The sequence below is a fragment of the Curtobacterium sp. NPDC088465 genome (genome assembly GCF_044753165.1).
Taxonomy (GTDB): Bacteria; Actinomycetota; Actinomycetes; order Actinomycetales; family Microbacteriaceae; genus Curtobacterium.
Genome location: NZ_JBIVMR010000003.1, coordinates 296371 through 318034 on the forward strand (window position 1 = coordinate 296371; position 21664 = coordinate 318034).

The 21664-nt window shown below is 74.4% G+C and carries 26 protein-coding genes; 13 read left to right on the plus strand and 13 right to left on the minus strand.

Going from position 1 to position 21664, the window contains the following annotated elements:
* Window positions 1-15 precede the first annotated feature (15 nt).
* The 3 genes from ACIP6W_RS13145 (at window position 16) to epsC (ending at window position 2742) form a co-directional block, all read left to right on the plus strand.
* Entirely contained in the window at window positions 16-1050 is a 1035-nt protein-coding gene (locus ACIP6W_RS13145; RefSeq protein WP_209684989.1) for a dipeptidase, read from the plus strand.
* A gap of 172 nt (window positions 1051-1222) precedes the next feature.
* Window positions 1223-2161 carry a cysteine synthase A gene (cysK, locus tag ACIP6W_RS13150; protein ID WP_209684990.1) on the plus strand — a complete coding sequence of 313 codons (939 nt, stop codon included), beginning with the start codon at window positions 1223-1225 and terminating at the stop codon, window positions 2159-2161.
* Entirely contained in the window at window positions 2158-2742 is a 585-nt protein-coding gene (gene epsC, locus ACIP6W_RS13155) for a serine O-acetyltransferase EpsC (RefSeq protein ID WP_307810424.1), read from the plus strand. The genes cysK and epsC overlap by 4 nt, the downstream gene beginning before the upstream one ends.
* 101 nt (window positions 2743-2843) lie before the next feature.
* Here the strand turns inward: epsC and ACIP6W_RS13160 are convergent, their stop codons facing one another.
* Window positions 2844-3143: an excalibur calcium-binding domain-containing protein gene (locus tag ACIP6W_RS13160; RefSeq protein ID WP_200884105.1), complete on the minus strand. Its 300-nt coding sequence runs from the start codon at window positions 3141-3143 to the stop codon at window positions 2844-2846.
* 131 nt (window positions 3144-3274) lie between these two features.
* Between ACIP6W_RS13160 and ACIP6W_RS13165 the strand changes: the two genes are divergently transcribed.
* Window positions 3275-3757: an MmcQ/YjbR family DNA-binding protein gene (locus ACIP6W_RS13165; protein WP_209684992.1), complete on the plus strand. Its 483-nt coding sequence runs from the start codon at window positions 3275-3277 to the stop codon at window positions 3755-3757.
* Here ACIP6W_RS13165 and ACIP6W_RS13170 read toward each other — a convergent pair.
* Window positions 3659-4294: an MOSC domain-containing protein gene (locus tag ACIP6W_RS13170; protein ID WP_209684993.1), complete on the minus strand. Its 636-nt coding sequence runs from the start codon at window positions 4292-4294 to the stop codon at window positions 3659-3661. The two genes, ACIP6W_RS13165 and ACIP6W_RS13170, sit on opposite strands and share 99 nt — an antisense overlap.
* A gap of 98 nt (window positions 4295-4392) precedes the next feature.
* Here ACIP6W_RS13170 and ACIP6W_RS13175 point away from each other — a divergent pair, with 98 nt between their 5' ends.
* Genes ACIP6W_RS13175 through ACIP6W_RS13185 form a run of 3 tightly spaced genes read left to right on the plus strand, consistent with a single transcriptional unit; the run spans window position 4393 to window position 5917 of the window.
* Window positions 4393-4947: an RNA polymerase sigma factor gene (locus ACIP6W_RS13175; protein WP_066655417.1), complete on the plus strand. Its 555-nt coding sequence runs from the start codon at window positions 4393-4395 to the stop codon at window positions 4945-4947.
* Window positions 4938-5612 carry a hypothetical protein gene (locus tag ACIP6W_RS13180; protein ID WP_400429984.1) on the plus strand — a complete coding sequence of 225 codons (675 nt, stop codon included), beginning with the start codon at window positions 4938-4940 and terminating at the stop codon, window positions 5610-5612. The genes ACIP6W_RS13175 and ACIP6W_RS13180 overlap by 10 nt, the downstream gene beginning before the upstream one ends.
* Window positions 5609-5917: a hypothetical protein gene (locus ACIP6W_RS13185; RefSeq protein ID WP_209684995.1), complete on the plus strand. Its 309-nt coding sequence runs from the start codon at window positions 5609-5611 to the stop codon at window positions 5915-5917. Before ACIP6W_RS13180 ends, ACIP6W_RS13185 begins: the two co-directional genes overlap by 4 nt.
* Before the next feature lie 127 nt (window positions 5918-6044).
* Here the strand turns inward: ACIP6W_RS13185 and ACIP6W_RS13190 are convergent, their stop codons facing one another.
* The 7 genes from ACIP6W_RS13190 to ACIP6W_RS13220 all read right to left on the minus strand — a co-directional run bounded on the left by ACIP6W_RS13190 (window position 6045) and on the right by ACIP6W_RS13220 (window position 11572).
* The gene (locus ACIP6W_RS13190; RefSeq protein ID WP_209684996.1) at window positions 6045-6926 is read right to left on the minus strand and encodes a phospholipase; all 882 of its coding nucleotides are present in this window, start codon (window positions 6924-6926) and stop codon (window positions 6045-6047) included.
* A 295-nt stretch (window positions 6927-7221) separates the two neighbouring features.
* Window positions 7222-7683 carry a MarR family winged helix-turn-helix transcriptional regulator gene (locus ACIP6W_RS13195; protein WP_066658510.1) on the minus strand — a complete coding sequence of 154 codons (462 nt, stop codon included), beginning with the start codon at window positions 7681-7683 and terminating at the stop codon, window positions 7222-7224.
* Window positions 7684-7849: 166 nt separating this feature from the next.
* Complete coding sequence (locus tag ACIP6W_RS13200) at window positions 7850-8512, minus strand: GntR family transcriptional regulator (protein WP_081985319.1); 663 nt, start codon at window positions 8510-8512, stop codon at window positions 7850-7852.
* 107 nt (window positions 8513-8619) lie between these two features.
* Window positions 8620-9051, minus strand: a complete 432-nt coding sequence (locus ACIP6W_RS13205; protein WP_066655400.1) for a DUF1810 domain-containing protein — start codon at window positions 9049-9051, stop codon at window positions 8620-8622.
* Complete coding sequence (locus ACIP6W_RS13210) at window positions 9048-9845, minus strand: DUF2071 domain-containing protein (RefSeq protein WP_066655398.1); 798 nt, start codon at window positions 9843-9845, stop codon at window positions 9048-9050. The genes ACIP6W_RS13205 and ACIP6W_RS13210 overlap by 4 nt, the downstream gene beginning before the upstream one ends.
* Window positions 9842-10240, minus strand: a complete 399-nt coding sequence (locus ACIP6W_RS13215) for a hypothetical protein (protein WP_400429988.1) — start codon at window positions 10238-10240, stop codon at window positions 9842-9844. Before ACIP6W_RS13215 ends, ACIP6W_RS13210 begins: the two co-directional genes overlap by 4 nt.
* Before the next feature lie 45 nt (window positions 10241-10285).
* On the minus strand, window positions 10286-11572 hold the full coding sequence (locus ACIP6W_RS13220) for a phosphopantothenate--cysteine ligase family flavoprotein (RefSeq protein WP_066658508.1): 1287 nt from the start codon (window positions 11570-11572) through the stop codon (window positions 10286-10288).
* Between the two features lie 65 nt (window positions 11573-11637).
* Between ACIP6W_RS13220 and ACIP6W_RS13225 the strand changes: the two genes are divergently transcribed.
* Together ACIP6W_RS13225 and ACIP6W_RS13230 are read left to right on the plus strand one after the other, a co-directional pair.
* Complete coding sequence (locus ACIP6W_RS13225; protein ID WP_209684999.1) at window positions 11638-12426, plus strand: NRDE family protein; 789 nt, start codon at window positions 11638-11640, stop codon at window positions 12424-12426.
* Between the two features lie 87 nt (window positions 12427-12513).
* A complete protein-coding gene (locus tag ACIP6W_RS13230; protein WP_400429990.1) occupies window positions 12514-13281 on the plus strand; it encodes an SGNH/GDSL hydrolase family protein in 768 nt (255 codons plus the stop codon).
* A 58-nt stretch (window positions 13282-13339) separates the two neighbouring features.
* Here ACIP6W_RS13230 and ACIP6W_RS13235 read toward each other — a convergent pair whose 3' ends face one another.
* Window positions 13340-14269 (minus strand): SDR family oxidoreductase, encoded by a 930-nt coding sequence (locus tag ACIP6W_RS13235; RefSeq protein ID WP_400429992.1) that lies wholly within the window; start codon window positions 14267-14269, stop codon window positions 13340-13342.
* A 114-nt stretch (window positions 14270-14383) separates the two neighbouring features.
* On the opposite strand from ACIP6W_RS13235, the gene ACIP6W_RS13240 reads away from it, so the two are divergent.
* The 3 genes from ACIP6W_RS13240 to ACIP6W_RS13250 all read left to right on the plus strand — a co-directional run bounded on the left by ACIP6W_RS13240 (window position 14384) and on the right by ACIP6W_RS13250 (window position 17310).
* A complete protein-coding gene (locus ACIP6W_RS13240) occupies window positions 14384-15493 on the plus strand; it encodes an LLM class flavin-dependent oxidoreductase (RefSeq protein WP_235426353.1) in 1110 nt (369 codons plus the stop codon).
* A gap of 255 nt (window positions 15494-15748) precedes the next feature.
* Window positions 15749-16375: a hypothetical protein gene (locus tag ACIP6W_RS13245; RefSeq protein WP_400429995.1), complete on the plus strand. Its 627-nt coding sequence runs from the start codon at window positions 15749-15751 to the stop codon at window positions 16373-16375.
* A 443-nt stretch (window positions 16376-16818) separates the two neighbouring features.
* Entirely contained in the window at window positions 16819-17310 is a 492-nt protein-coding gene (locus ACIP6W_RS13250; protein WP_209685002.1) for a pyridoxamine 5'-phosphate oxidase family protein, read from the plus strand.
* A 112-nt stretch (window positions 17311-17422) separates the two neighbouring features.
* On the opposite strand, the gene ACIP6W_RS13255 is transcribed toward ACIP6W_RS13250, so the two are convergent.
* Window positions 17423-18676, minus strand: a complete 1254-nt coding sequence (locus ACIP6W_RS13255) for a hypothetical protein (RefSeq protein ID WP_251159610.1) — start codon at window positions 18674-18676, stop codon at window positions 17423-17425.
* Between the two features lie 246 nt (window positions 18677-18922).
* Here ACIP6W_RS13255 and ACIP6W_RS13260 point away from each other — a divergent pair, with 246 nt between their 5' ends.
* On the plus strand, window positions 18923-19309 hold the full coding sequence (locus ACIP6W_RS13260) for a RidA family protein (RefSeq protein ID WP_066655379.1): 387 nt from the start codon (window positions 18923-18925) through the stop codon (window positions 19307-19309).
* 34 nt (window positions 19310-19343) lie between these two features.
* On the opposite strand, the gene ACIP6W_RS13265 is transcribed toward ACIP6W_RS13260, so the two are convergent.
* The gene (locus tag ACIP6W_RS13265) at window positions 19344-20957 is read right to left on the minus strand and encodes an amidohydrolase family protein (protein WP_251159609.1); all 1614 of its coding nucleotides are present in this window, start codon (window positions 20955-20957) and stop codon (window positions 19344-19346) included.
* Complete coding sequence (locus ACIP6W_RS13270; protein ID WP_200884104.1) at window positions 20954-21622, minus strand: bifunctional 4-hydroxy-2-oxoglutarate aldolase/2-dehydro-3-deoxy-phosphogluconate aldolase; 669 nt, start codon at window positions 21620-21622, stop codon at window positions 20954-20956. Before ACIP6W_RS13270 ends, ACIP6W_RS13265 begins: the two co-directional genes overlap by 4 nt.
* Between the last annotated feature and the right edge of the window lie 42 nt (window positions 21623-21664).

Consider the following 21664-nt stretch of genomic DNA (forward strand, 5'->3'; position numbering starts at 1 on the left):
GGTAGCGTCGGCGACATGACGTTCGACACCCTCGCCTTCCCGGTCATCGACGGACACAACGACCTCCCGTGGGAGCGCCGCGAGTCGCACGACTCCGGCGTCGAGGGCATCGACCGCGGACAGGGCACGCTGCACACCGACCTGCCGAAGCTCCGGGCCGGCGGGGTCGTGGGCCAGTTCTGGTCGGTGTTCGTGCCGTCGGACGACCCGGACCCGGTGCGCACCACCCTGCAGCAGATCGACACCGCGCACCGGATCATCGCGCGGTACCCCGACGACCTGACCTTCGTCCGCACCGCTGCCGAACTGCGCACCGCCGTCGACGCCGGACGGATCGCGTCGCTGCTCGGCGCCGAGGGCGGGCACTCCATCGGCGACGACCTCGCGGTGCTCCGGTCCTTCGCCCGGCTCGGCGTCCGCTACATGACGCTGACGCACAACGACGACACGACCTGGGCCGACTCGGCCACCGGCGCCCGGGCACACGGCGGCCTGACCGACCGCGGACGCGAGGTCGTCGCCGAGATGGAGCGGATCGGCATGCTCGTCGACCTGTCGCACACCGCGCCGGCGACGATGCGGGACACCCTCGACGTCGCGACGCAGCCGGTCGTCTTCAGCCACTCGTCCACCGTCGCCGTCGACGACCACCCGCGGAACGTGCCCGACGACGTGCTCGCCCGGCTCGCCGACAACGGGGGCGTCGTGATGATCACCTTCGTGCCGAAGTTCGTGTCCCGCGCGTGGGCCGACTGGGAGGAAGCGGGGTCCGAGGGGGAACCGCCGCTCGTCACGGTGGCGGACGTCGCCGACCACGTCGACCACGCCCGTGAGGTCGCGGGCGCGGCCCACCTGGGCCTCGGTGGCGACTACGACGGCACGCCCGTGCTGCCGCCGGACCTGCGGGACGTGTCGCGGTACCCGGTGCTCGCGGAGGAGCTGCGGCGACGCGGCTGGGGTGACGACGACCTGCGGGCGCTCGCCGGGGGGAACGTGCTGCGGGTCCTCGAAGCGACGGACGAGCGGTTCGCGCGGAGCGCGCTGCGCTGAGCCGCGCGGGCGCGGGCGCGGTGGGGCAGGGGTGGCCGGGAGGCGCGGTGTGCGCCCGCCGTGTCAAGGGGCGTCATCGACAGGGGAACACCGGGCGCCGTCGCTAGGATCGCGAGCGGACCGCAGCGCCGCCACCGACGGCGTGAGAACTCGACCCGGAGGACGACAACGGATGACCGGCACCATCTACGACAACATCTCGCAGGCGTTCGGCAACACCCCGCTCGTCCGGCTCAACCGCCTGCCGAAGGCCGACGGCGCCGAGGTCCTCGCGAAGCTCGAGTTCTACAACCCGGGCTCGAGCGTCAAGGACCGCCTCGGTGTCGCGATCATCGACGCGGCCGAGGAGTCCGGCGAGCTGCGCCCCGGCGGCACCGTCGTCGAGGGCTCGTCCGGCAACACCGGCATCGCCCTGGCGCTGGTCGGCGCCGCCCGCGGCTACCGCGTCGTCATCACGATGCCCGAGACGATGAGCGTCGAGCGGCGTGCCCTGATCCGTGCCTTCGGCGCCGAGATCGTCCTGACCCCGGGTTCCGAGGGCATGAAGGGCGCCGTGGCGCGCGCGGGCCAGATCGTCGACGAGACCCCCGGCGCGATCCTGGCCCACCAGTTCGAGACGGCCGCGAACGCCGCGATCCACCGCAGGACCACGGCGGAGGAGATCCTCCGCGACACCGAGGGCCACGTCGACGTCTTCGTCGCCGGTGTCGGGACCGGCGGGACGATCACGGGTGTCGGTCAGGTGCTCAAGGAGCGCGTGCCGGGCGTGCAGATCGTCGCCGTCGAGCCGAAGGACTCCCCGCTGCTGACCGAGGGCAAGGCGGGGCCGCACAAGATCCAGGGGATCGGCGCCAACTTCGTCCCCGAGGTCCTCGACCGTGAGGTCATCGACGAGGTGTTCGACGTCGAGCTCGACGACGCACTCCGGCTCGCCCGCGCGCTCGGGACCGAGGAGGGCATCCTGGCCGGCATCTCGTCGGGCGCGATCATCCACGCCGCCGTCGAGATCGCCGCCCGTCCGGAGAACGCCGGCAAGCGCGTGGTCGCGATCGTGTGCGACACCGGCGAACGCTACCTGTCCACGCCGCTGTTCGAGGGGCTCACTGCGTGACGCGTGCCGTCCGACGCGGCGTGCTGTGGCGGGTCCGCGAGGACCTCGCTGCGGCACGCCGCGGTGACCCCGCTGCCCGGGGTGACCTGGAGAACGCGGTGGTCTACTCGGGGCTGCACGCGATCTGGACCTACCGGTTCACGCACCGGCTGTGGCTCGCGCGTGGTCTCCCTGGATCCCGGTTCGCGGCCCGGGTGGTCGCGCAGGTCGCTCGATCGATCACGGGCATCGAGATCCACCCCGGCGCCCGCATCGGCCGGCGCTTCTTCATCGACCACGGCCTCGGCGTCGTGATCGGGGAGACGGCGGTCATCGGTGACGACGTGCTGGTGTTCCACGGCGTCACGCTCGGCGGGCGCGGGGGCGAGCACGGTCCGGGGCGGCGGCGGCACCCGACCGTGGGTGACCGCGTGGTGCTCGGTGCCGGGTCGTCGCTGATCGGCGCGATCACGATCGGCGCGGACTCCGTGGTCGGCGCGAACACGGTCGTGACGAAGGACGTCCCCGCGGGCTCCGTCGTCGCCGGCGTCGCCGGTACGGCCCGGCCGAGGTCGGGGCACGAGGGCGTCCCGACGCTCTGACCGCGGGCGGCCGCGGGCGGCCGCGAGCGCCGGGCGATCGAGCGCCCCGGTCGACCGAGCGGTCCGTCGCCGGGCTGGCCGGACGCTCGGTCCGGCGGACGTCAGCTCTTCTCGCAGGCGATCCCGTCGCCGTCGCGGTCCATCTTCTTGTTGGCCCCGTAGAGCGCGTCGTCCTTCTTGACGGTGCCCTTGAGTGCGCGGTAGGTGGTCTTCCCACCGGAGGTCACCCGGTTCTTCGTCACCGACTTCTTCGCGATGCCACCGGAGTACACCTTGTGGACGGCGGTGCAGTTCGCGTAGGTCTTCGGCGCGGCGGAGGCGGTGGTCGCGCCGCCGAGCACGACGGACGCGGCGAGAGCGGTGGTGACGGCGGCGACGCCGAGGCTGTGGATGATGCGCACGGGTTCTTCCCCTGGGACGGGTCGTGACCGCTCGCGCGGCCGCCGCGTCGGGTGCACGGCGGACCGAGCGTACCCGAGCAGGACTCATTCCCTGATCCCCCCGAACGAGGCGTGTGCGGCATGCTGGTGCGATGGACGGCGCAGCACTGCACGAGGTGACCTTCCGGACGGCACTGGCCCTGCCCGCGGTCGAGGAGACGCAGCCCTTCGGCGAGCAGTCCGTCGTCCACAAGGTGGTCGGCCGGATGTTCGTGCTCGCCACGACGTTGCGCGGGGTGCCCATCGTCAACCTGAAGTGCGCGCCGCCGCACGGGGCGGCACTCGTCCGCGACCACGCCGAGATCAGCCCGGGGTGGCACATGGACAAGCGTCACTGGATCACGCTGTCACCGGGGGACGGTCTCGACGAGACCATGGTCGAGGACCTCGTGGCGAACTCGTACGACCTGGTCGTCGCCGGTCTCCCGCGGAACCGGCGCCCCCTCGACCCGGCAGCGGGCCGTCGGGCGGAAGGGTCAGACCCGGCCGCGCGCGAGGACCTTCGCGAGGTCACGGACGACCGTCGGGGCGAGTCGGTCGCCGGAGTCCAGCACCGCGCGGGCCCGCTCGGGTGACGGGCCGGCCGAGATCTCGCCGATCGTGACGCCGTGCTCCGGGCGGTGTGTGACGACCACCGGGTCGCCGGCTGCCACCGGTCCGCTGTGCAGGACCCGGAGGTAGGCACCCGGCCGGTTCTCCGCGGCGAACCGCTTCACCCAGCCGGGGATCCCCATCCGGCGGGCGAAGGTCCCGCACGGCACCCGTGGGATGGTCACCTCGAGTTCGAGCGTCTCGCCGATGCGCCACCGCTCGCCCGTGACGGCACCCGTGACGTCGACCCCGCTCGTGCGCAGGTTCTCGCCGAACAGCCCGGGTGGGACGTCGCGCTCCAGGGCCTCGGCGAAGTACGCGGCGTCCTCGTCGGCGTAGGCGTACACCGCCTGGTCCTCGCCGCCGTGGTGCTTGCGGTCCGCCTGCACGTCGGCGTGGAGCCCGAGCGGGCGGACACGGACGGGCCCCACGACCGGGCGCTTGTCGATGGCGGTGATGCCGATCGTGCCTGCGTCGCGGAGCAGCTGGTCGACGCGGCAGACGGCGGTGACGTGGCTCATGCCCACATCCTGGCGCACCGGGGTCACGGAGCCGAGCCCACCGTCGTGCGCGGCCACCCGCCCAGACTTCCTCCACCACTGACCGGTAGAAGGGTGGTGTGCCGTACCAGCCCCTCGCCGACCTCGACGACGCCGTCCTCGCGGGCCGCTCGTCCGACGGCGACGTCCGGGCGTTCGAGGTCCTGATCCGGCGGTACACACCCCTGCTCCGGGCCTACGCCCGGCGGACCCTCGGATCGACCGACGAGCTCGACGACGTCGTGCAGGAGACCTTCATCACCGCGTGGAACCGGCTCGACGCGCTCGACGACGGCGCCAAGGTCAAGTCGTGGCTCATGCGGATCCTCAGTCGCAAGTGCATCGACCGCATCCGGGCGCGGCGCGAGCACCTCGACGTCACCGAGCTCGAGGTCGCGGCACCGCGGGACGACGCTCCCGAGCGGGTCGCCGAGGCCCGGTCCCGCGAGGAGGCGGTCGAGACCGCCCTCGCCGAGCTCCCCGAGGCGCAGCGGCGGTGCTGGGTGATGAAGGAGATGCTCGAGTACCGCTACGAGGACATCGCCGAGGAGCTCGACCTGCCGGTGTCGACCGTGCGTGGCCTGCTCTCGCGTGCGAGGAAGAACATGATCCGTCTCATGGAGGCATGGCGATGACCGGACCCGACCGCACGCGCCCCGACGACGTACCGCTCGACGCGCTCGAACCCGAGGACCTCGACGGCCACACCATCGACGAGCTCGCGGACTACCTGGACGCCGGGATGCAACCGGCCGACCCGAGCATCGACGACTCCGCGGCGTGCCAGAACGCGCTCGCCGCACTCGTCCGGCTCCGACAGTCGTCCCTCGGCTCGCTCGACACCGCCGCTGCTCAGGAGGCACCCGCGGACGAGTCGTGGATCGGCGGTGTCCTGGCGAACATCTCGCTCGAGGCCCGCGCCGGTCGCGACGTCCCGCTGCGCCCGTCCGTCCCGACCGAGCGTCCCGTGATGACCGAGGGAGCCATCCGGTCCCTCGTCCGGACGGCCGGGGACGTCGTCCCCGGTGTCGTGATCGCCCGCTGCGCGCTGCAGGGCGACGTCACGCTGCTCGATGCTCCCGTCCGGGTCCTGGTCGAGCTGGCGATCCGGTCGGGGGCACCGATCCACGCCACCGCCGAGCACGTCCGCCAGGCCGTCGCCGAGATCCTCGCCGAGCAGACCGATCTCCGTGTCGAGGCGGTCGACGTGCACGTCCGGGACCTCCTGCCCCCGCTCCCGCCCGCGCACGACGGGGGCCAGGCTGCATCCGGAGCGACCGACGAGGAGGGCCGCGCATGAGCATCGACGACGAGACGGCCGCGGCGATCGAGGCCGCGGTCCTCGCGGCGCCCGGCGTCGCCGACCTGTACCGCGCGCGGCCGACCCTCGGCAGCGCGGTCGAGTCCGCCCGGCGGCTCGCCTCGCGTGCGCCGGTGTCCCGGGTGGTGCTCGACGACGACGTCCTCCGCGTCGTCATCGGCACCGACGGATCGACCCCCGCGCGGGCTGCGGCGCGTGCGGCGCACGACGCCGCGCTCCGCGTCGCGGGCGAGCGCGGGCTCGCGCTCGGCCGCGTGGACGTGCGCATCGCGCGCGTCGGCTGACCGGACGGGCTCGCTCGCACGGCGGCAGGGCGACGACGACGGACCACGGGACGGACGGGAGGCACGGCGCCCGCCGGCACCGTGCCTCCCGTCCGTCATCCGGTGACGCCCGTCACCCGCTCGCGGCTCAGTAGAAGTTGTTCGCCTGCGAGTGGGCCCACGCGGCACAGGGCGTGCCGTAGGCCGCGCTGATGTACCGCAGCCCCCAGGTGATCTGGGTGGTGGCGTTGGTCTGCCAGTCGGCCGCGACCGTGGCCATCTTCGAGCCGGGGAGCGCCTGCGGGATGCCCGTCGCGCCACCGTTCGGGTTGACGGCCCGGTAGTTCCAGCCGGACTCCTTGGTCCACAGGTTGTCGAGGCACTGGAACTGCGCGGAGCCCCAGCCGTACTGCGACGACGCCATCGAGGACGCCGTGGCCTTGGCGCCGGCGACGGTGTTCGCAGCGGCGAGGCGCTCGGCTGCTGCCGCGGCCTCCGCTGCCGCACGCTCGGCTGCGGCCTTCGCCTCGGCGTCGGCCTTCGCCTGCGCTGCTGCTGCTGCCGCCGCGTCGGCGTCCGCCTTGTCCTGGGACGCGCTCTCGTCGGCGACCTGCGTCGTGGCGTCGACGGTCGAGGCGATGCGGGTGGTGATCGCGGAGCCGGACATGCCGCGGTAGTCCGACAGGGCTGCGACCTGGCGTTCGAGGGCGCGCGTGTCGGTCTTGTCGTTCGCGTCGGCGAGCACCGTGCGGGCGGTCGCGATGGTCGCGGCGGCCTGGGCGCGGTCGAGGTCCGCGCCGTGCAGCGCGGGGGTGGCCGAGGCGCTCGCGGAGGGGACGCCGATGGCCTCGCCGATGGCCGGCTGTGTGCCGACGGTGGCGAGTCCGCCGACGAGGGCGACGGCGGCAACGCCCCCGACGACGAGGGCGGAGCGACTGCGGAGCGCACGGCGGACACGGCGGCTCGGGGAGTCGAGCGCCTGGCGTCGGGTGGTCGCGGTGATGGGGGCTTCGGGGGTGGTTCGCGTCATCGGTTCCGGTGGTCGGCCGGCTGGAGGGCGACTCCCGGGCACGCCGGATCGGGCACGCGGGTGTGGGGGAGCGTGCACGACCGTCGGGACGGCCGTCGTGGGGGAGCCGCGAGCCGGGGGAGGACCGGACGGTGGTGTGGGGCCCGTCCGTCCGCCGCTGGGCGACCGGGTGGCCGCCTGCTCGGGCGAAGCCGTCACGATGACGTGTCAGCCTGGACAGCCCGTCCGGAAGCCCTGGCAGAACCGTCCGTCCACCCCTTGGTAACGGTTCGGTAACGGTGCTGACGCCGCCGGATCAGCGCCCGGAGGTGTGTGCTTCCTGGGAGCGCTCGCCCTGGCCGATCCGTTCGAGGGCGGCAAGGGCGGCGGCGATGGAGTCGACGTCGTCGTCGGGCAGGTCCGCGATGAGCCCGGCGACGATGCCGGTGCGGTCGGAGCGGGCCCGTTCGACGGCAGCGATGCCAGCGGGGGTGGCCGACACCATGAACGCCCGGCCGTCCCGCGGGTCGGCCTCGCGTTCGATGAAGCCGCGCTGCTCGAGCTCGGTGAGGATGCGCGTCATCGTGGGCTTCGTGACGACCTCGATCCGCGACAGGTCGCCGGGGCGCAGGGGTCCCTCGGCCTGGATCGTCGCGAGTGCGGAGACGAGCCCGTAGCCCAGCGCGGCCGAGTCGGTGCGCGCACGGCGGTTGATGCGTCCGACGGCGGCGGCGAGGCGCGCGGCGATCTCGGTGCGGTCCGGCTGGCGGTGGCTCATGCGGTGCTCCCGGGTCGTCGGGTCGAGGCTGTTCGAGCGGGTCGGAGCGATGCTACCGGTCCCCACGGGCGTGTGACCGAGTGCCGTGCGGGGTGCTGACGCCGGGTGCAGGAACGCCCGTCACGAGGTCCGGGACGGGCGTTCCTGTACGACGTGACAGGTGCGCTCAGCTGGAGCGGTGCCGCTTCTCGCCCGGGAGCAGGTGGATCGCCTCGGTCGCGAGCTCGGCGGCGATGTTGTCACCGCTCTCGGTCGCGTCGCGCAGCCGGCGGAAGTCCGCGGTCAGCTGGTCCCAGTCGATGAGCTCGTCGAGGTTCGGCAGGCGCAGGCGGAACGCGAGACCGTCGGTCGTGTCGCGGCACACCCGCTGCAGGTTCTCGTTGCCGCAGGCGTCGACGTACAGCCCGAAGACCGAGAGCGCGTCGTGGTTGACGGCGGGGACGTCGTGCGCGTCGAGCTCGGTGATCGTGCGGTCGAGCTGCGCCAGGATCTTCTTCCGCGTCGGTGCCGTGAGCCGGGGGACGGCCAGCCGGACGACCCCGCCGAACAGCACGCCGAGGGTCTGCATCGCCTCGACGACCTCCTCGGCCTTCGGGGTGGTGACCCGGGTGTACCGGTTCGGTGCCATCTCGATGAGACCGGCGCGGGCGAGCTGGCTGAGGGCCTCGCGGATCGGGGTGCGGGAGACGCCGAGCCAGGCGATGAGCTCGTCGTCGTTGAGGCGTTCACCGGGCTCGAGCGTGCCGTCCATGATCGCGGCGTGGATCTTGTGGCGGACGGTGTCGCGGAGCAGCTGGTGCTCGGTGGGGGCGCTGCTGGGGACCGGCATGCGGGTGTCCTCGTTCTCGGTGGACGGTCGGGAGCGCCGGACCGGTCGGTGTCGACGCCTGATCACCGTACCTGATATGTGAACGGTCGTCCGTCGGCCGCCGTGCCTCAGGTGGCGTCGAGCAGCCGGACCGTCACCGGGTCCTCGGTCCCGTCGAACCACCGGTCCAGCAGGGCACGGAACGGAGCCGGGTCCTCGGCGGCCCTGGCGAACAGGGTCGCCGACGACCGCGCCTTCAGCGCGTCGATCCCACCGAACAGGTCGTCCGCGCTCCGGGCCGGTGCGTCGACGACGGTGCGGGCAGCCTCGAGCAGGCGCGGACCGAGCACGGGGTGTGCCAGGAACGCCCGCGCCTCGGCGAGCCCCTCGATCGCGTACCGCTGCGCCGTCGCACTGCGCCCGAGGCCGGCGAGCTGCGGGAACACGAACCACATCCAGTGCGACCGCTTCCGGCCGGCCGCCAGCTCCGCGAGTGCCTGCTCGTGGACGCCCTCCTGTGCACGCACGAACCGGTCGAGGTCGAACGGGTCGTCGCTCACCGGACCACCTCGCCCCACGCGTAGCGCACGGTCGTCGCGTCCACGACGAGCAGTGAGTCGGGGTCGCGGTCGAGGAGCCCGGGCAGCCCGACGGCGTCCGGTAGGTCGCCCTCGAGCCGCTCGAGCCGGGCGCTGCGGACGGTCAGCGGCGCGTGCTGCCGCTGCCAGAAGAGCGTCTGCGCCAGGTGCCGCGCGTGGATGCCGGCGCGCGTGGTGAGCGCGGCGGCGAGCGGCGTGTCCACGACGTCGCCCGCGGTGACCCGGACGAGGACGTCGTGCCGCGGGCGGGGTCGCGGCGGGCGTGCGTTCCCCGCGTGCACGAGCGCCCGCGCCCAGCGGACCGGGTGCGTCGCCCGGGCCGGGTGCCGGACCGACCGGTGGTCGAGGGTGTCCCCGCGACGCGTCGCCCGGACGTGGGAGAACGTGTACGGCACGCCGAGCAGCGTGTTCGCGGCGACGATGGCGGGGACGTGGCCGGTGTCGACGGTGCGGTAGACGATGCCGTGGCGACCCCTGGTGTCGACGGTCGCGATCTCGATCGTGACCTCGGTCATCGAACCGAGTCGTCGTGAGGGCGGGAGCGGCGGGAGGGCCGTCTCGCGGAACACGTAGGCGGTCAGACCCACCCACGCGCTGCCGTCGACCACGTCGGGCCGGGTGCCGCGTGGCACGAGCCGGGCGAGCGAGGCCGGGTCCCGCCGCCAGTGCGCGAACACGATGTCCTCCCACGCGTGCACGGCGACGGGCCGGTGCACGAGCGGGACCGCCGCCCGCTGGCGGACCGCGTCGGTCACCGTCGTGGCGCGTGTCGTCCGACGCGCACGGCCCAGGCCACGAGCGGCGCCTGCAGGGGGAGCCGCGCGACGCCGACCAGCCGTGCGGCGCGCCCTGCGCGTGGGCTGTCGAGGAGGTCGGCGGCCATCTTGACGTTCGCGGGGAAGACCGCCAGGAACAGTGCCGCTGCCGCCCAGCCGGACGCGCGACGGGTGGCCGGCACGGCGAGTCCGGCGGCGATGCCGAGCTCGGCCACGCCGGAGGCGACCGTGGTCAGGCGCGGGGGGAGGCCCTCCGGCAGGATCCGGTCGTAGCCCCGCGGGCGCAGGAAGTGGGTGACGCCGGCTCCGCCGAGGAGCACGGCGAGCATGGTGGCGGTCCGGGTGGCACGTCGGGCGCGCTCGCGTCGTCGCATGCGCCCATCGTGCACGCCCTCGCCCGAGCGGGTGTCGGGCGTCGCTCAGGTCAGGGCGGTCGCGACGAGGTCGAGCACCGCCGTGGCGACGTCCGCCTTGCTGCCGGAGGTCTCCCGGACGACGTCGCCGCCGGGCACGAGCACCTCGATCGCGTTCTCCTCGCGTTCGAAGCCCGCGTCCCACCCGACGTGGTTCACGACGAGCAGGTCGGCCGGCTTCCGGGCGATCTTGGCGCGTCCGAGGGCGATCCGGGCCTCTCTGTCGGGCTCGGTCTCCGCGGCGAACCCGACGATGACCTGACCCGTGCGGCGTGCTCGGACGAGGTCGGCCAGCACGTCGGGGTTGCGGACGAGCTCGAGGGTCATGGTGTCGCCCTGGTCGTCCTTCTTCAGCTTGTCGGGGCGGACCTCGGCCGGTCGGTAGTCCGCGACCGCGGCGGTCATCACCACCACGTCGGCGTCGACCGCCGCGGCGTGCACCGCGTCGGCGAGTTCCTGGGCGGACCCGACGGGCACCACGGTCGCACCGAGCTCCGCGGTGAGCCCGGCGTCCACGTTCGCGGCGACGAGCGTCACGGTCGCGCCGCGTCGGACGGCGTCCGCGGCGATCGCCACGCCCTGGCGTCCGCTCGACCGGTTGCCGACGAAGCGCACCGGGTCGAACGGCTCGCGCGTCCCTCCCGCGCTCACGACGACACGCACCCCGGCGAGGTCGCCCTGGTCGCCCCGCGCCCCCGTCCCCGACCCCGCTGCGGCACCGGCCGGGAGGCCCGCCCCGCCCGGGTCCCGTCGGCCCGCCTCGGTCGGTCGGTCGAGCACCGCCAGCGCCGCGGCCGCGATGTCCTCGGGTTCCGCCATCCGGCCGATCCCGGCGTCGTCACCCGTCAGCGCGCCGACCACCGGCCCGACGAAGTGCACCCCGCGGTCGCGCAGGGTCCGGACGTTCGCCCGGGTCGCGGGGTGCTCCCACATCTGCGGGTGCATCGCGGGGGCGACGACCACGGGCGCCTCGGTCGCGAGCAGCGTCGTCCCGAGCAGGTCCCCGGCGAGTCCGTGGGCCATCCGCGCCAGGGAGTCGGCGGTCGCGGGCGCGACGACGACCAGGTCCGCCCGGCGTCCGAGCGCCACGTGCCGCACCTCGGCCACGTCGTCCCAGACGCTCGTCGTGACCGGGTTCCGGCTCAGCGCCTCGAGCGTCGGCAGTCCGACGAAGCGGAGTGCACCCTCGGTCGGGACGACGTGCACGTCGTGGCCGCGCTTGACGAGGTCGCGGACGACCCCCACGGCCTTGTAGGCGGCGATGCCCCCGGTGATCCCGACGACGACGGACAGACGGCGACCTGCTGCAGCATCCACGTCGGTCACGCTACCCGGACGGCCGTGCGAGGATCGAGCCCATGTGCACCGTCGTCGTCCGCGTCGACCCCGGCGCCGCGTGGCCCGTCACCGTGCTGGCGCTCCGTGACGAGTCGCCCGACCGTCCCTGGGACCCGCCCGCCGCCTGGTGGCCCGAGCTCGACCCCGCCGTCCGGGGTGTGCGCGACCGGTCGGCCGGCGGAGCGTGGCTCGCCGCGTCCGACGCCGCGGGGCTCGCCGTCGTGCTGAACCGTGCCGAACCGGTGCCGAGCGACGACGGCACCTGGACCACCCGCGGCGTGCTGCCGCTCGACGCGCTGACCGGCGCGGCGCCGGGCGCGGGCGGCTCGCTCCCGAGCACGCGTGCGTTCAACCTGGTGCGGGCCACGGCCGAGGGCGCCGCCGTCGACACCTGGGACGGCAGGGCGGTGCGGACGACCCTGCTCGAGCCCGGCGTGCACATGGTGACCCACGGAGCCCCGGACGACCCCGCCGCGCCGCGGGTCGGCCGGTGGCTCGAGGCCTTCCGCACGGCCCCGGCGCCGGCCGGGCCGCCGGCGCTCGGCCCGTTCGACGAACTCCGCACCGCCGACCTCGGCGACGACGCGGGCGACGGCTGGAGCGGCTGGTTCGGCGTGCTCGCCGACTCCGCGGCCCTGCCCCCGGACCACCCGGACGCGATCCTGCGCGACGCGGTCGAGCCGGACGGCCACGTCGCGACGCTGTCCGTCGTCGCCGCCGCGGTCGGGCCCGGTCGGACGGTGCTGCAGCACGCGCGGCTCGCCCACCCGGGACGCCTCGACGGCTCGGTGGAGCTGCACCGGGCGTGAGCGTCCCGCCCGGACGTCCCCGATGCTGTGAGGAGCAGCAGCGCACCGGCCGGTCCCGCCGTGGTCCGGCGGCGTACGGTCCCCGTCGTGACCCCGACCACACGGCCGTCCCCGCGCACCGTCGCGGGCATCGGTGACCCCGCTCCGCGGCGCCGTCCCCGCGGTCGAGCCGTCCTCGCGACGACGCTCGCCGCCCTCACCGCGCTCGCCCTCGTCGGCTGCAGCGAGGACTCCTCGGTGGCCGCGGCCTCCTCGCCGAGCCCGACCGGCCGCGCCTGGGACCACGCCCCGGGGGAGCGGATCGTCGTCATCGGCGACTCGGTGAGCGGCGGCCACGGCCTGACGCCGGAGCAGGCCTGGCCCGCGCTCCTCGCCCGGACCGAACGGTGGCAGCTGACGAACCTGTCCTGCGACGGGGCCGGCGTCGTCGCCACGGGGGACCCGGACGCGTGCGCCAGTGCCTACCCGGGGCTCGTCAAGCGTGCGGTCGACCTGCGCCCCCGGGTCGTCTTCGTGCAGGCGAGCTCGAACGACCTGGGCGAGGACGACGCACAGGTGACGAGCGCCACCGACCAGCTCGTGGCCCTCGTCCACCGCGACCTGCCCGGAGCCCGGGTGGTGGGGCTGAGCGCCGTGTGGAACGAGCAGGCCCCGCCGGCGCAGCTGGCGACGATCTCGCACGCCCTGCAGCGGGCGACCCGGCGCGACGGCGGCACCTACGTCGACGTCGGGCAGCCGCTGTCCGGTCACCCGGAGTGGATGCAGTCCGACGACGTGCACCCGACCGCCCGTGGACAGCGTGCCCTCAAGGCGGGGGTGATCGACGCGTTCGCGCGCGACCACCTGCGGTTCTGACGCCGTCGGGGCGCGGTCGGGTCGTGCCTCCCGGCCGGTGCGGGTGCCGAGCCAGCGGTCAGGCGGGCGCGTGCGTGTCGGTGAGGTCCTCGGCGACCGCCCAGAGCGACCGGGCGAGGTCCGCACTGCGCGCCGAGCGCGGCACCGAGACCGTCGTGGTCGGTCCGGTCAGGCCCCCGAACCCGGACGGCCCGTAGTAGGCCCCGCCGACCGCGGCCGGACCGACGGCGGCGTACAGGAGCGGCTCCGCGCCCTGCTCCACCGCCTGCGTGAAGGGGAGCGCGCGGTCGCTCGCGCGGACCGGACGCGACCGGCCGAGCGAGCGGCCGGTGGACTGCAGGTTCGTGCGCGTGTAGCCGGGGTGGGCCGCCGTGCTGACGAGTGGCCAGTCCCGCTCGACGGACAGCCGGTGCAGGTGCAGCGCGAGGAGCAGGTCGGCCAGCTTGGACTGCGAGTAGGCCCGCCAGCCGTTGTAGCCGCGCTCCCACTGCGGGTCGGTGAAGCGGATGCTGCCGGGGATGGCGGCGAGGCTCGACATCGTCGCGACGCGCGGGGGCCGGGCGTCGTCGCTGCCCGCGGCCGTGCCGAGCAACGTCGGCAGCAGCAGGTTCGTGAGCGCCAGGTGTCCCAGGAAGTTCGTGCCGAACTGCAGCTCGAAGCCGTCTGCGGTCTCGAAGCGCTCGGGCGGGGCCATCACGCCGGCGTTGTTCACCAGGACGTGGAGGGGACGGCCGTCCTCGGCGATCCCCGCGGCGAACCGGCGGACGCTGCCGAGGTCGGCGAGGTCGAGCTCGCGCACCTCGAGGTCGGCGCCCGGGTGCTCCCGGCGGATCTCGGTCGCGGCGTCCTCGCCCTTCGCGGTGGTGCGGACGGCGAGCACGACGCTCGCGCCGGCACCGGCGAGCCGCTTCGCGGTCTCCTTGCCCGTGCCGCTGTTCGCGCCGGTCACGACGATGCGACGGCCGGTCTGGTCGGGGATGTTCGCCATGCGCGGCACGGTACGCCGGCGGTCTGGTGACCCGCCGGGCGCGCGCCGTCGGGGCTGTACGTCCGGCTCCCGCGGTGCTACAGTTCATGCAAACGCATCGATCAGGAGGCGCACATGAGCAACGCATTCGGCACCGACCGCCCGTCGGACGTCCCGCCGCCCGCACCCGAGCGCATCGGGCCGGTCCAGCTCGGCCTCGACACCTTCGGAGACGTCACCGAGCGTGCCGACGGTTCGCTCCGCTCGGACGCGCAGAGCATCCGCGACGTCGTCGACCAGGCCGTCCTCGCGGACCAGGTCGGGATCGACTTCATCGGCGTCGGGGAGCACCACCGCGAGGACTTCGTGGTCAGCGCCCCCGAGGTCGTCCTCGCCGCCATCGCCGCCCGCACCTCGTCGATCCGCATGGGCTCCGCCGTCACCGTCCTGTCCTCGGACGACCCGGTGCGCGTGTACGAGCGCTTCGCCACCGTGGACGCCCTGTCGGACGGGCGCGCCGAGGTGATCCTCGGCCGCGGCTCGTTCACGGAGTCCTTCCCGCTGTTCGGCTACGACCTGGCCGACTACGAGGTCCTGTTCGAGGAGAAGCTGCAGCTCTGGAACGCCCTGCGCGGTGGGGACGCGGTGACGTGGTCCGGCACGAAGCGCGCGGCGCTCGTCGACCAGGACGTCTTCCCCAAGCTCGAGCACGGCCCGATCCCGACCTGGATCGGCGTCGGCGGCTCGCCGCAGTCCGTCATCCGTGCGGCGTCCTACGGCCTGCCGCTGTTCCTCGCGATCATCGGCGGGCAGCCGGCGCAGTTCGCCCCGTTCTCGCGGCTGTACCGCCAGGCGCTCACGCAGCTCGAGCTCCCGCAGCAGCCCATCGCGATGCACTCGCCGGGCTTCGTCGCCGAGACCGACGCCGAGGCAGCCGAGCGCTACTGGCCGTACCACAAGGCCGTCACCGACCGGCTGGGCCGCGAGCGCGGCTGGCCGCCCCTCGACGCCGCGCAGTACCAGGCGGGACTGTCCGCCGGCGGGTCGCTGTACGTCGGGTCGCCGGAGACGGTGGCGCGGAAGATCGCCCGGAACATGCGGATCCTCGGCGTCTCGCGCTTCGACATGCGGTACGCGACGGGTCGCCTGCCGCACGAGGACATGATGCGGTCGATCGAGCTCTACGGCACGCGGGTCGCACCGCGGGTGCGCGAGCTGCTCGCCGAGCCGGTGCCGGTGCCGTAGGCGGACGCCTCCTCGGGGCGGGCCGGTGCGGCTCGGTGCGGGCCGGTGCTGCTCGGGGCGGGGCGGGGCGGGGCGGTGCGGCTCGGGGCGGGCCGGTGCGGCCTGCTCGTGCACAACGAGAAGCACCCCGCACCACGGGATTCCGTGGCGCGGGGTGCTTCCCGTTGGGCCGGGTCCGGCAGCGTCCCGTCGGCCGGGAGGCGCGCCCCACCGCCGTCACGCCGACTCACGGCAGCGCCGGGTACCGTCCACCGCATGTCGCCCCGCCCCAACATCGTCGAGCGTCGGTTCCGTGGTCGCATCATGGGCGTCGGCACGACGTCCGGCGTGCGGTTCGTCGTCGGCATGTGGGACCAGTCGCCGTTCGGAGCCTTCACGGACGTCTTCGTGGAGCAGCCGGACGGATCGAGCGTGCTGCTCGCTCCGGACGAGATCGTGGCCGCGTACGTCTCCGGGACCTACCGCTTCGACACGGTGTCGGTGGTCGACATCGACGCCCGCCGCACCGCTCGTGGTCTCGAGCTCGACGCCGGCCCGCTCCGCGCCTCGATCGACGTCGGATCCATCTCACCGCTCGGGCGGGTGCTCCGCATCGTGCCGAAGCCGATCGCGCGTGATCCCCGGTGGCTCAGCGTGATCGACCCGGTCGCACGACTGGTCGCGCCCGGCGCGGGCACGGCCGGCACCGCCGGTGGTGGCCGCCGCGAGTACTACGGCGTGACCGGGGCGCACGACGTCACCGCCGTCACGGGGTCCTGGGCGGGGGAACCGCTCGGGTCCCTGGCCCCGCTCGACCCGCCCGTGGCGTTCGGCTTCGCCTCGATGCCGCGCGTCCCGCAGGTCGTCGACGTCGAGACGACGATCCGCGAGCCCGCCGCCTGACGCGTCACCCTCGGCCCCGGGGGCGGCGCGGTGTGGGGCCGCTGGGTCGGAGCGTGTGGGTGCCCGTCCGTGCCCGTTCCTTCCCATGACGACCGCGGTACCTGATCGTTCCGGGCGTACCTCCCGTTCTCGGACGGCCAGGTACGCCCGTTCCCGCGAAGTGCGCCCGTCCTCGCCAGGTACGCCCGTTCTCGCCAGGTACGCCCGTTCTCGCCAGGTGCGCCGTTCTCGCCAGGTGCGCCGATCTCGCCAGGTGCGCCCGTTCCCGCCCTGCACGCCCGGTCCCGCGCGGCACGCGTCCGCGCCGCAGCCACTCGTGCGGGGGCCGGAACCCGGGCGGGCAGGTCCCAGCGACGAGGGGCACACTGGCGGGAACGGAACGCGCCCGGGCAGTGCCCGGCCGGACGTCGAGCACAACGGGGCGCACGACGAACAGGAGCATCATGACCGACACGCAGGCAGACCACCGCGCAGCCATCTCGGACATCGTCCACGGCGCTCGAACCGCCCTGCTCACCACCGTCAGCGACGACGGCCAGCTGCACGCCCGTCCGCTGGCCGTGCAGGACAAGGCGTTCAACGGGACCCTCCGCTTCCTGGTGCAGGACGGCAGCGAGAAGGTGGAGGACATCGCGCGCAATCCGCACGTCAACGTCGCCATCGAGTCGCAGGGCGGGTACCTGTCGATCGCGGGCACGGCGACGGTCACCCGCGACGAGTCCGTCATCGACGAACTCTGGTCCCCGTTCGCCGAGGCGTGGTTCCCGGACGGCCGACAGGACCCGACCATCCGACTCCTCACCGTCGAGGGCGACTCGGTCGAGTACTGGACGCAGGACACCGGCCCGGTCGGCAGCCTCGTGCAGACCCTGAAGGCCGCGATCGGCAAGCAGAGCCAGCCCGACACCGGCCACCACGGAACCGTCGAGCTCTAGCCCGTCCCCCTTCCGCACCACGCAACGTCGGCGGTCCCTCGCAGCGGTACAGCCCTGCGAGGAACCGCCGACGTTGCGTTTCGCGGGCCTTCCGACCGCTCCGCGACCGGGGTCAGGGCGGGCCGAGCAGCCAGAGCACCGCGACGAGCACCGGCTGCCCGAGGAGCGCGCAGCTCACGAACGTCCAGCGCATCCAGGGCCGGGCGACGAGCTCGGGGGAGCCGAACAACGGCGCGAGCGGCATGAGGAGCCGCGGGGTGGACGCCATCGGCAGGGACACCGCGAAGATGTAGAGCGCGTAGGCGGCCGAGTACAGCACGGTCGTCGAGCCGAGCGCCCGGGTCGAGCGCCGCAGCAGCCAGACGGGGTACGCCACGAGCAGGACGACCACGATCAGGACCCCACCGACCCCGAGCCACCGCCCGGCGATCAGGAACCAGGGCGTCATCGGTGTGAAGTCGACCCGCCCGATGAAGTTCACCCACCAGGACATCTCGGTCTCCAGGTAGGCGTCCGACCGCCCGGTGACGTGCGCCGCGATGGCCGGCCAGGCCAGCCCCGCCGCGGCCATCACCACGCCGGCGGCGACGACCCGGACGCGTTCCGCCACCGGGAAGGCCTCGAGGGACCGCACACCGGTGCCCGCGGCGGCTCGTCGTGCACGCACCCAGCGGACGAGTGCGACGACCCCGAGCAGGAGCGGCAGCGCGAGCGCCCCGGGACGGGTGAACGCCGCGACCACGCCGAGCACCGTCAGCAGGCCGTAGCGCCGTCGTTCGAGCGCCAGCAGGGCGCCGAACGTCAGTGCCAGGAACGTGCTCTCCGCGTAGCCGACCTGCAGCAGGAACGACAGCGGACCGCACGTGAAGAAGAAGACCGCCCACATGCCCGCGGCGTTGCCGGCACGGTCGCTCACCAGCCGGTGCAGCAGGAACGTCGCCACGAGCCCGGCGGCCAGCGCGACGAGGGGCGCCCCCACGGCGAACGGCACCCCGGTCGAGGCCGTCAGCATGCGGATGGCGAAGGGGAACGCCGGCAGGAACGCCCACGCGTTCTGGGCGACGTGCCCGGCGGCATCGAGCGGCAACGTCGTCGGGTAGCCGTGCACCGAGATCTGCTCGTAGTACTGGCCGTCCCACGCGGTGAGGAACGACCCGAACCCGTGCTCGTTGCCCCAGATGGCGTTGTCCGGCATCTGCCGGGCCATCAGCGGGTAGGCGAGCGCCAGCCAGACCGTGGAGACGAGACGGCCGCCGCCCCACACCAGCAGCACCGCGGCCCAGACGGGCAGGCTCGTCGCCAGGTCGACGATGCGACGTCGACCGTTCGCGAGCGTCCCGGTGACGGCGCCGTCGGTGCGGCTCACCGGCCCGCTCCGGCGGGCGCAGGGCTCTCGGTGGGCACGGACCGAGCGTACCGACCGTCGCCTGGCACCCTCCGGCACGCCGGTGGCCGGTCGCGGACGGGTCGGTCGTCGGTGGTCGGCCGGGAGGCCCGTCCCGCGTTCTGCACACCGCAACGGCTCCGGCGGGTGGTCGGTCCGCGCAGTGGGGCCGGCCCTAGCCTGGAGGCCCACCCGGACGGACCGCGTCCGACGACCAGAGGAGTCCCCGTGCCGAAGACCGCCATCGTCACCGCGAACGCCCCGGCACCCGCCGGCCCGTACAGCCAGGGCATCGTGGCCGGCGGGTTCCTCTACACCGCGGGCTTCGGGCCGCAGGACCCGGCGACGGGGGCGATGGCCGACGACGTCGCCGGACAGACCGCCCAGGTGCTGGCCAACGTCGCCGCCGTCCTCGCCGAGCACGGCGCGACCCTCGACGACGTCGTGAAGTCGACCGTCCACCTCGAGCACTCGGACCGGGACTTCGCCGCCTTCAACGAGGAGTACGCGAAGCACTTCTCGGAGCCGTACCCGGTCCGCACGACCGTGCAGTCGCACCTGGCCGGGATCCTCGTGGAGATCGACGTCGTCGCGGTGCTGCCCAGCGCCTCCTGATCGTCACCCGCCGTCCCGCTCCCTGAGCGGAACCTCACCGACCTCCGGTGCCCCTCGGTGCCGTCGCGCCCGCACGCCGGATCCCGGCGCCCGGGGTGGTGCCCGTCAGACGTCCGGCAGCGAGCACCGGCACGCCCGCCACCAGGACGTCGTCCGTCCCCACAGCCGTGGCCGTCGGGTCGTCGTAGGTCGACCGCGCCGCCACCCGCTCGGGGTCGACCACCGCGAGGTCGGCGACCGCCCCCGCACGCACGACCCCGCGGTCGCCCAGCCGCAGGTGCTCGACGGCGGTGGTCGACAGGTGCCGCTGGGCGTCCGGCCACGACAGCAGCCCGGCACGCACGAAGTCGCCGAGGTACCGCGCCACGGTGCCGGTGGCCCGCGGGTGCGGGTGCGTGCCGACGTGGATGCCGTCCGACCCCGCGGTGTGCCCGGGGTGCCGGACGAGCGGCGCGAGGTCGGCGGGGGAGCGCGGGTGCGGTACGCGCATGATCGCGGTCACCTGCAGGTCGGAGGCGACGAGCAGGTCGATCGCCAGGTCCACGGGTTCGGTGCGTCGCACCGCGGCGGCGTCGGTCAGGGTGCGGCCCTGCAGGTCGTGGTGCGCCGGTGAGGGCACGTGGGAGAGCGTGACCTGGTCCGCCCAGCCCGGTCCGAGGTCCGGGCGCGCGGTGACCCGGTCGAGCACGGCGGTGCGGACCCGGCGGCGTCCGGCGTCGTCGGCGACCGCGCGGGCGAGGTCGTCGGTGCCGGGGCGCGCGAGCGCGGCGGGGAGCAGCAGCATCGACAGGATCGTGCACCCGCGGGAGTACGGGTACGCGTCGAAGGTCAGCCGTACCCCCGCGGCCGCCAGGTCCTCGAGCACGCCGAGGGCCGTGTCGACCGGAGCGTGCAGGTGCGACACGTGCGCACGGACCCCGCTCGACCGGACGATCTCGGCGACCTCATCGAGCCCGACGCGGAGGTTCGCCTCGTACCCGCCGCGGACGTGCGACACGTAGACGCCGTCGACGGCGGCGACCTCCGCGCAGAGCGCCGCGAGCTCGGCGGTGTCGGCGTACAGCCCCGGCACGTAGTCGAGCCCGGTGGCGAGCCCGAGCGCTCCCTCGGCGAGCTCGCGGCGGACGAGCGCGCGCATCGCCGTGGTCTCCTCGGCGGTCGCGGGTCGGTCCTCGTCGCCCAGCACCTCGTGCCGGATCGTCCCGGCGGGCACCAGGGTCGCGACGTTCAGCGGCGTGGCTCCGTCGTACGTCGCCAGCAGGCCGGTGGTGCCGCCGCCGCGGTACCGGGGGTGCGGGCCGTCGATCGCCGCGAAGTACCGGCCCGCCCACCTGCCGTCGCCGGGGGCCGGGCCGACGCCGTCCTGGCCGGTGACGATCGACGTGACGCCCTGACGGAGCAGCGCGAGCTGGACGTCCTCGTCGAAGACCCGGGACCCGGCGTGCGAGTGCGCGTCGACGGCCCCGGGGAGGACCGTGCGGCCACCGCAGTCGATCGTGCTGGCGTCGTCCGGCACGGGGAGCGTCGCACCGACCGCCGTGATCCGACCGCGTTCCACGAGCACGTCCGCGCGGGTGGGGCCGTCCCGGTCGACGACGGACCCGCCGCGGAGCACTAACGGCGCACCGGCCTCCGCGGTGGTGGTCACCGGGCGAGCCCCGCGACGAGCCGCTCCGCGCGGGACCGCAGCGCGACCGTGTCCCCGGTGCCCAGGGCGTCACCGACCAGGGGGGAGCCGAGTCCGACCGCCACCGCACCGGCTGCCAGGTAGTCGGCAGCATCGTCGATCCCGATGCCGCCGGTCGGGACCACGTCGACGAAGTCGAGCGGGGCGAGCACCTGCCGCAGGTACGCGGGGCCGCCGAGCTGTGCCGCCGGGAACACCTTCACCGCCCGGGCGCCGAGCCGCCACGCCCGCACGATCTCGGTCGGCGTCGCTGCCCCCGGGTACCAGCCGAGGCCCCGCTCGTGGGCACGCTCGCCGATCGCGGGGTCGAGGTGCGGGCTGACGACGAAGGACGCCCCCAGGTCGGCGGCGTCGTCGACCTGTTCCGGGTCGAGGACCGTGCCCACCCCGACGGAGACGCCGTCGCCGAACCGTCGCGCGGTCCAGGCGGTGCCCTCGCGCCAGCGCGGGGTGTTCGTGGTGAGTTCGACCGCGCGGACGCCGGCGCCCACCAGGGTGTCGACGACCGCCTCGACGTGCTCGCCCGTGCCGCCGCGGAGGATCGCGACGGCCGGACCCGCGCCGTGCCGGGTGCCGTGGTGCGGCACCGACGGGCTGTCGCCGGTGGACGTGTGGTGGGTGCTCACGGTGTGGCTCCTCGGATCGGTCGGGCGGGTTCGTGCCGGACG

Excerpts from the sequence above, each read along its gene's own strand:
- ACIP6W_RS13145 (WP_209684989.1), top strand. The coding sequence starts at position 16 with ATGACGTTCGACACCCTCGCCTTCCCGGTCATCGACGGACACAACGAC.
- cysK (WP_209684990.1), top strand. The coding sequence starts at position 1,223 with ATGACCGGCACCATCTACGACAACATCTCGCAGGCGTTCGGCAACACC.
- ACIP6W_RS13165 (WP_209684992.1), top strand. The coding sequence starts at position 3,275 with ATGGACGGCGCAGCACTGCACGAGGTGACCTTCCGGACGGCACTGGCC.
- ACIP6W_RS13170 (WP_209684993.1), bottom strand. The coding sequence starts at position 4,294 with ATGAGCCACGTCACCGCCGTCTGCCGCGTCGACCAGCTGCTCCGCGAC.
- ACIP6W_RS13180 (WP_400429984.1), top strand. The coding sequence starts at position 4,938 with ATGGCGATGACCGGACCCGACCGCACGCGCCCCGACGACGTACCGCTC.
- ACIP6W_RS13185 (WP_209684995.1), top strand. The coding sequence starts at position 5,609 with ATGAGCATCGACGACGAGACGGCCGCGGCGATCGAGGCCGCGGTCCTC.
- ACIP6W_RS13190 (WP_209684996.1), bottom strand. The coding sequence starts at position 6,926 with ATGACGCGAACCACCCCCGAAGCCCCCATCACCGCGACCACCCGACGC.
- ACIP6W_RS13195 (WP_066658510.1), bottom strand. The coding sequence starts at position 7,683 with ATGAGCCACCGCCAGCCGGACCGCACCGAGATCGCCGCGCGCCTCGCC.
- ACIP6W_RS13200 (WP_081985319.1), bottom strand. The coding sequence starts at position 8,512 with ATGCCGGTCCCCAGCAGCGCCCCCACCGAGCACCAGCTGCTCCGCGAC.
- ACIP6W_RS13215 (WP_400429988.1), bottom strand. The coding sequence starts at position 10,240 with ATGCGACGACGCGAGCGCGCCCGACGTGCCACCCGGACCGCCACCATG.
- ACIP6W_RS13225 (WP_209684999.1), top strand. The coding sequence starts at position 11,638 with ATGTGCACCGTCGTCGTCCGCGTCGACCCCGGCGCCGCGTGGCCCGTC.
- ACIP6W_RS13235 (WP_400429992.1), bottom strand. The coding sequence starts at position 14,269 with ATGGCGAACATCCCCGACCAGACCGGCCGTCGCATCGTCGTGACCGGC.
- ACIP6W_RS13240 (WP_235426353.1), top strand. The coding sequence starts at position 14,384 with ATGAGCAACGCATTCGGCACCGACCGCCCGTCGGACGTCCCGCCGCCC.
- ACIP6W_RS13245 (WP_400429995.1), top strand. The coding sequence starts at position 15,749 with ATGTCGCCCCGCCCCAACATCGTCGAGCGTCGGTTCCGTGGTCGCATC.
- ACIP6W_RS13250 (WP_209685002.1), top strand. The coding sequence starts at position 16,819 with ATGACCGACACGCAGGCAGACCACCGCGCAGCCATCTCGGACATCGTC.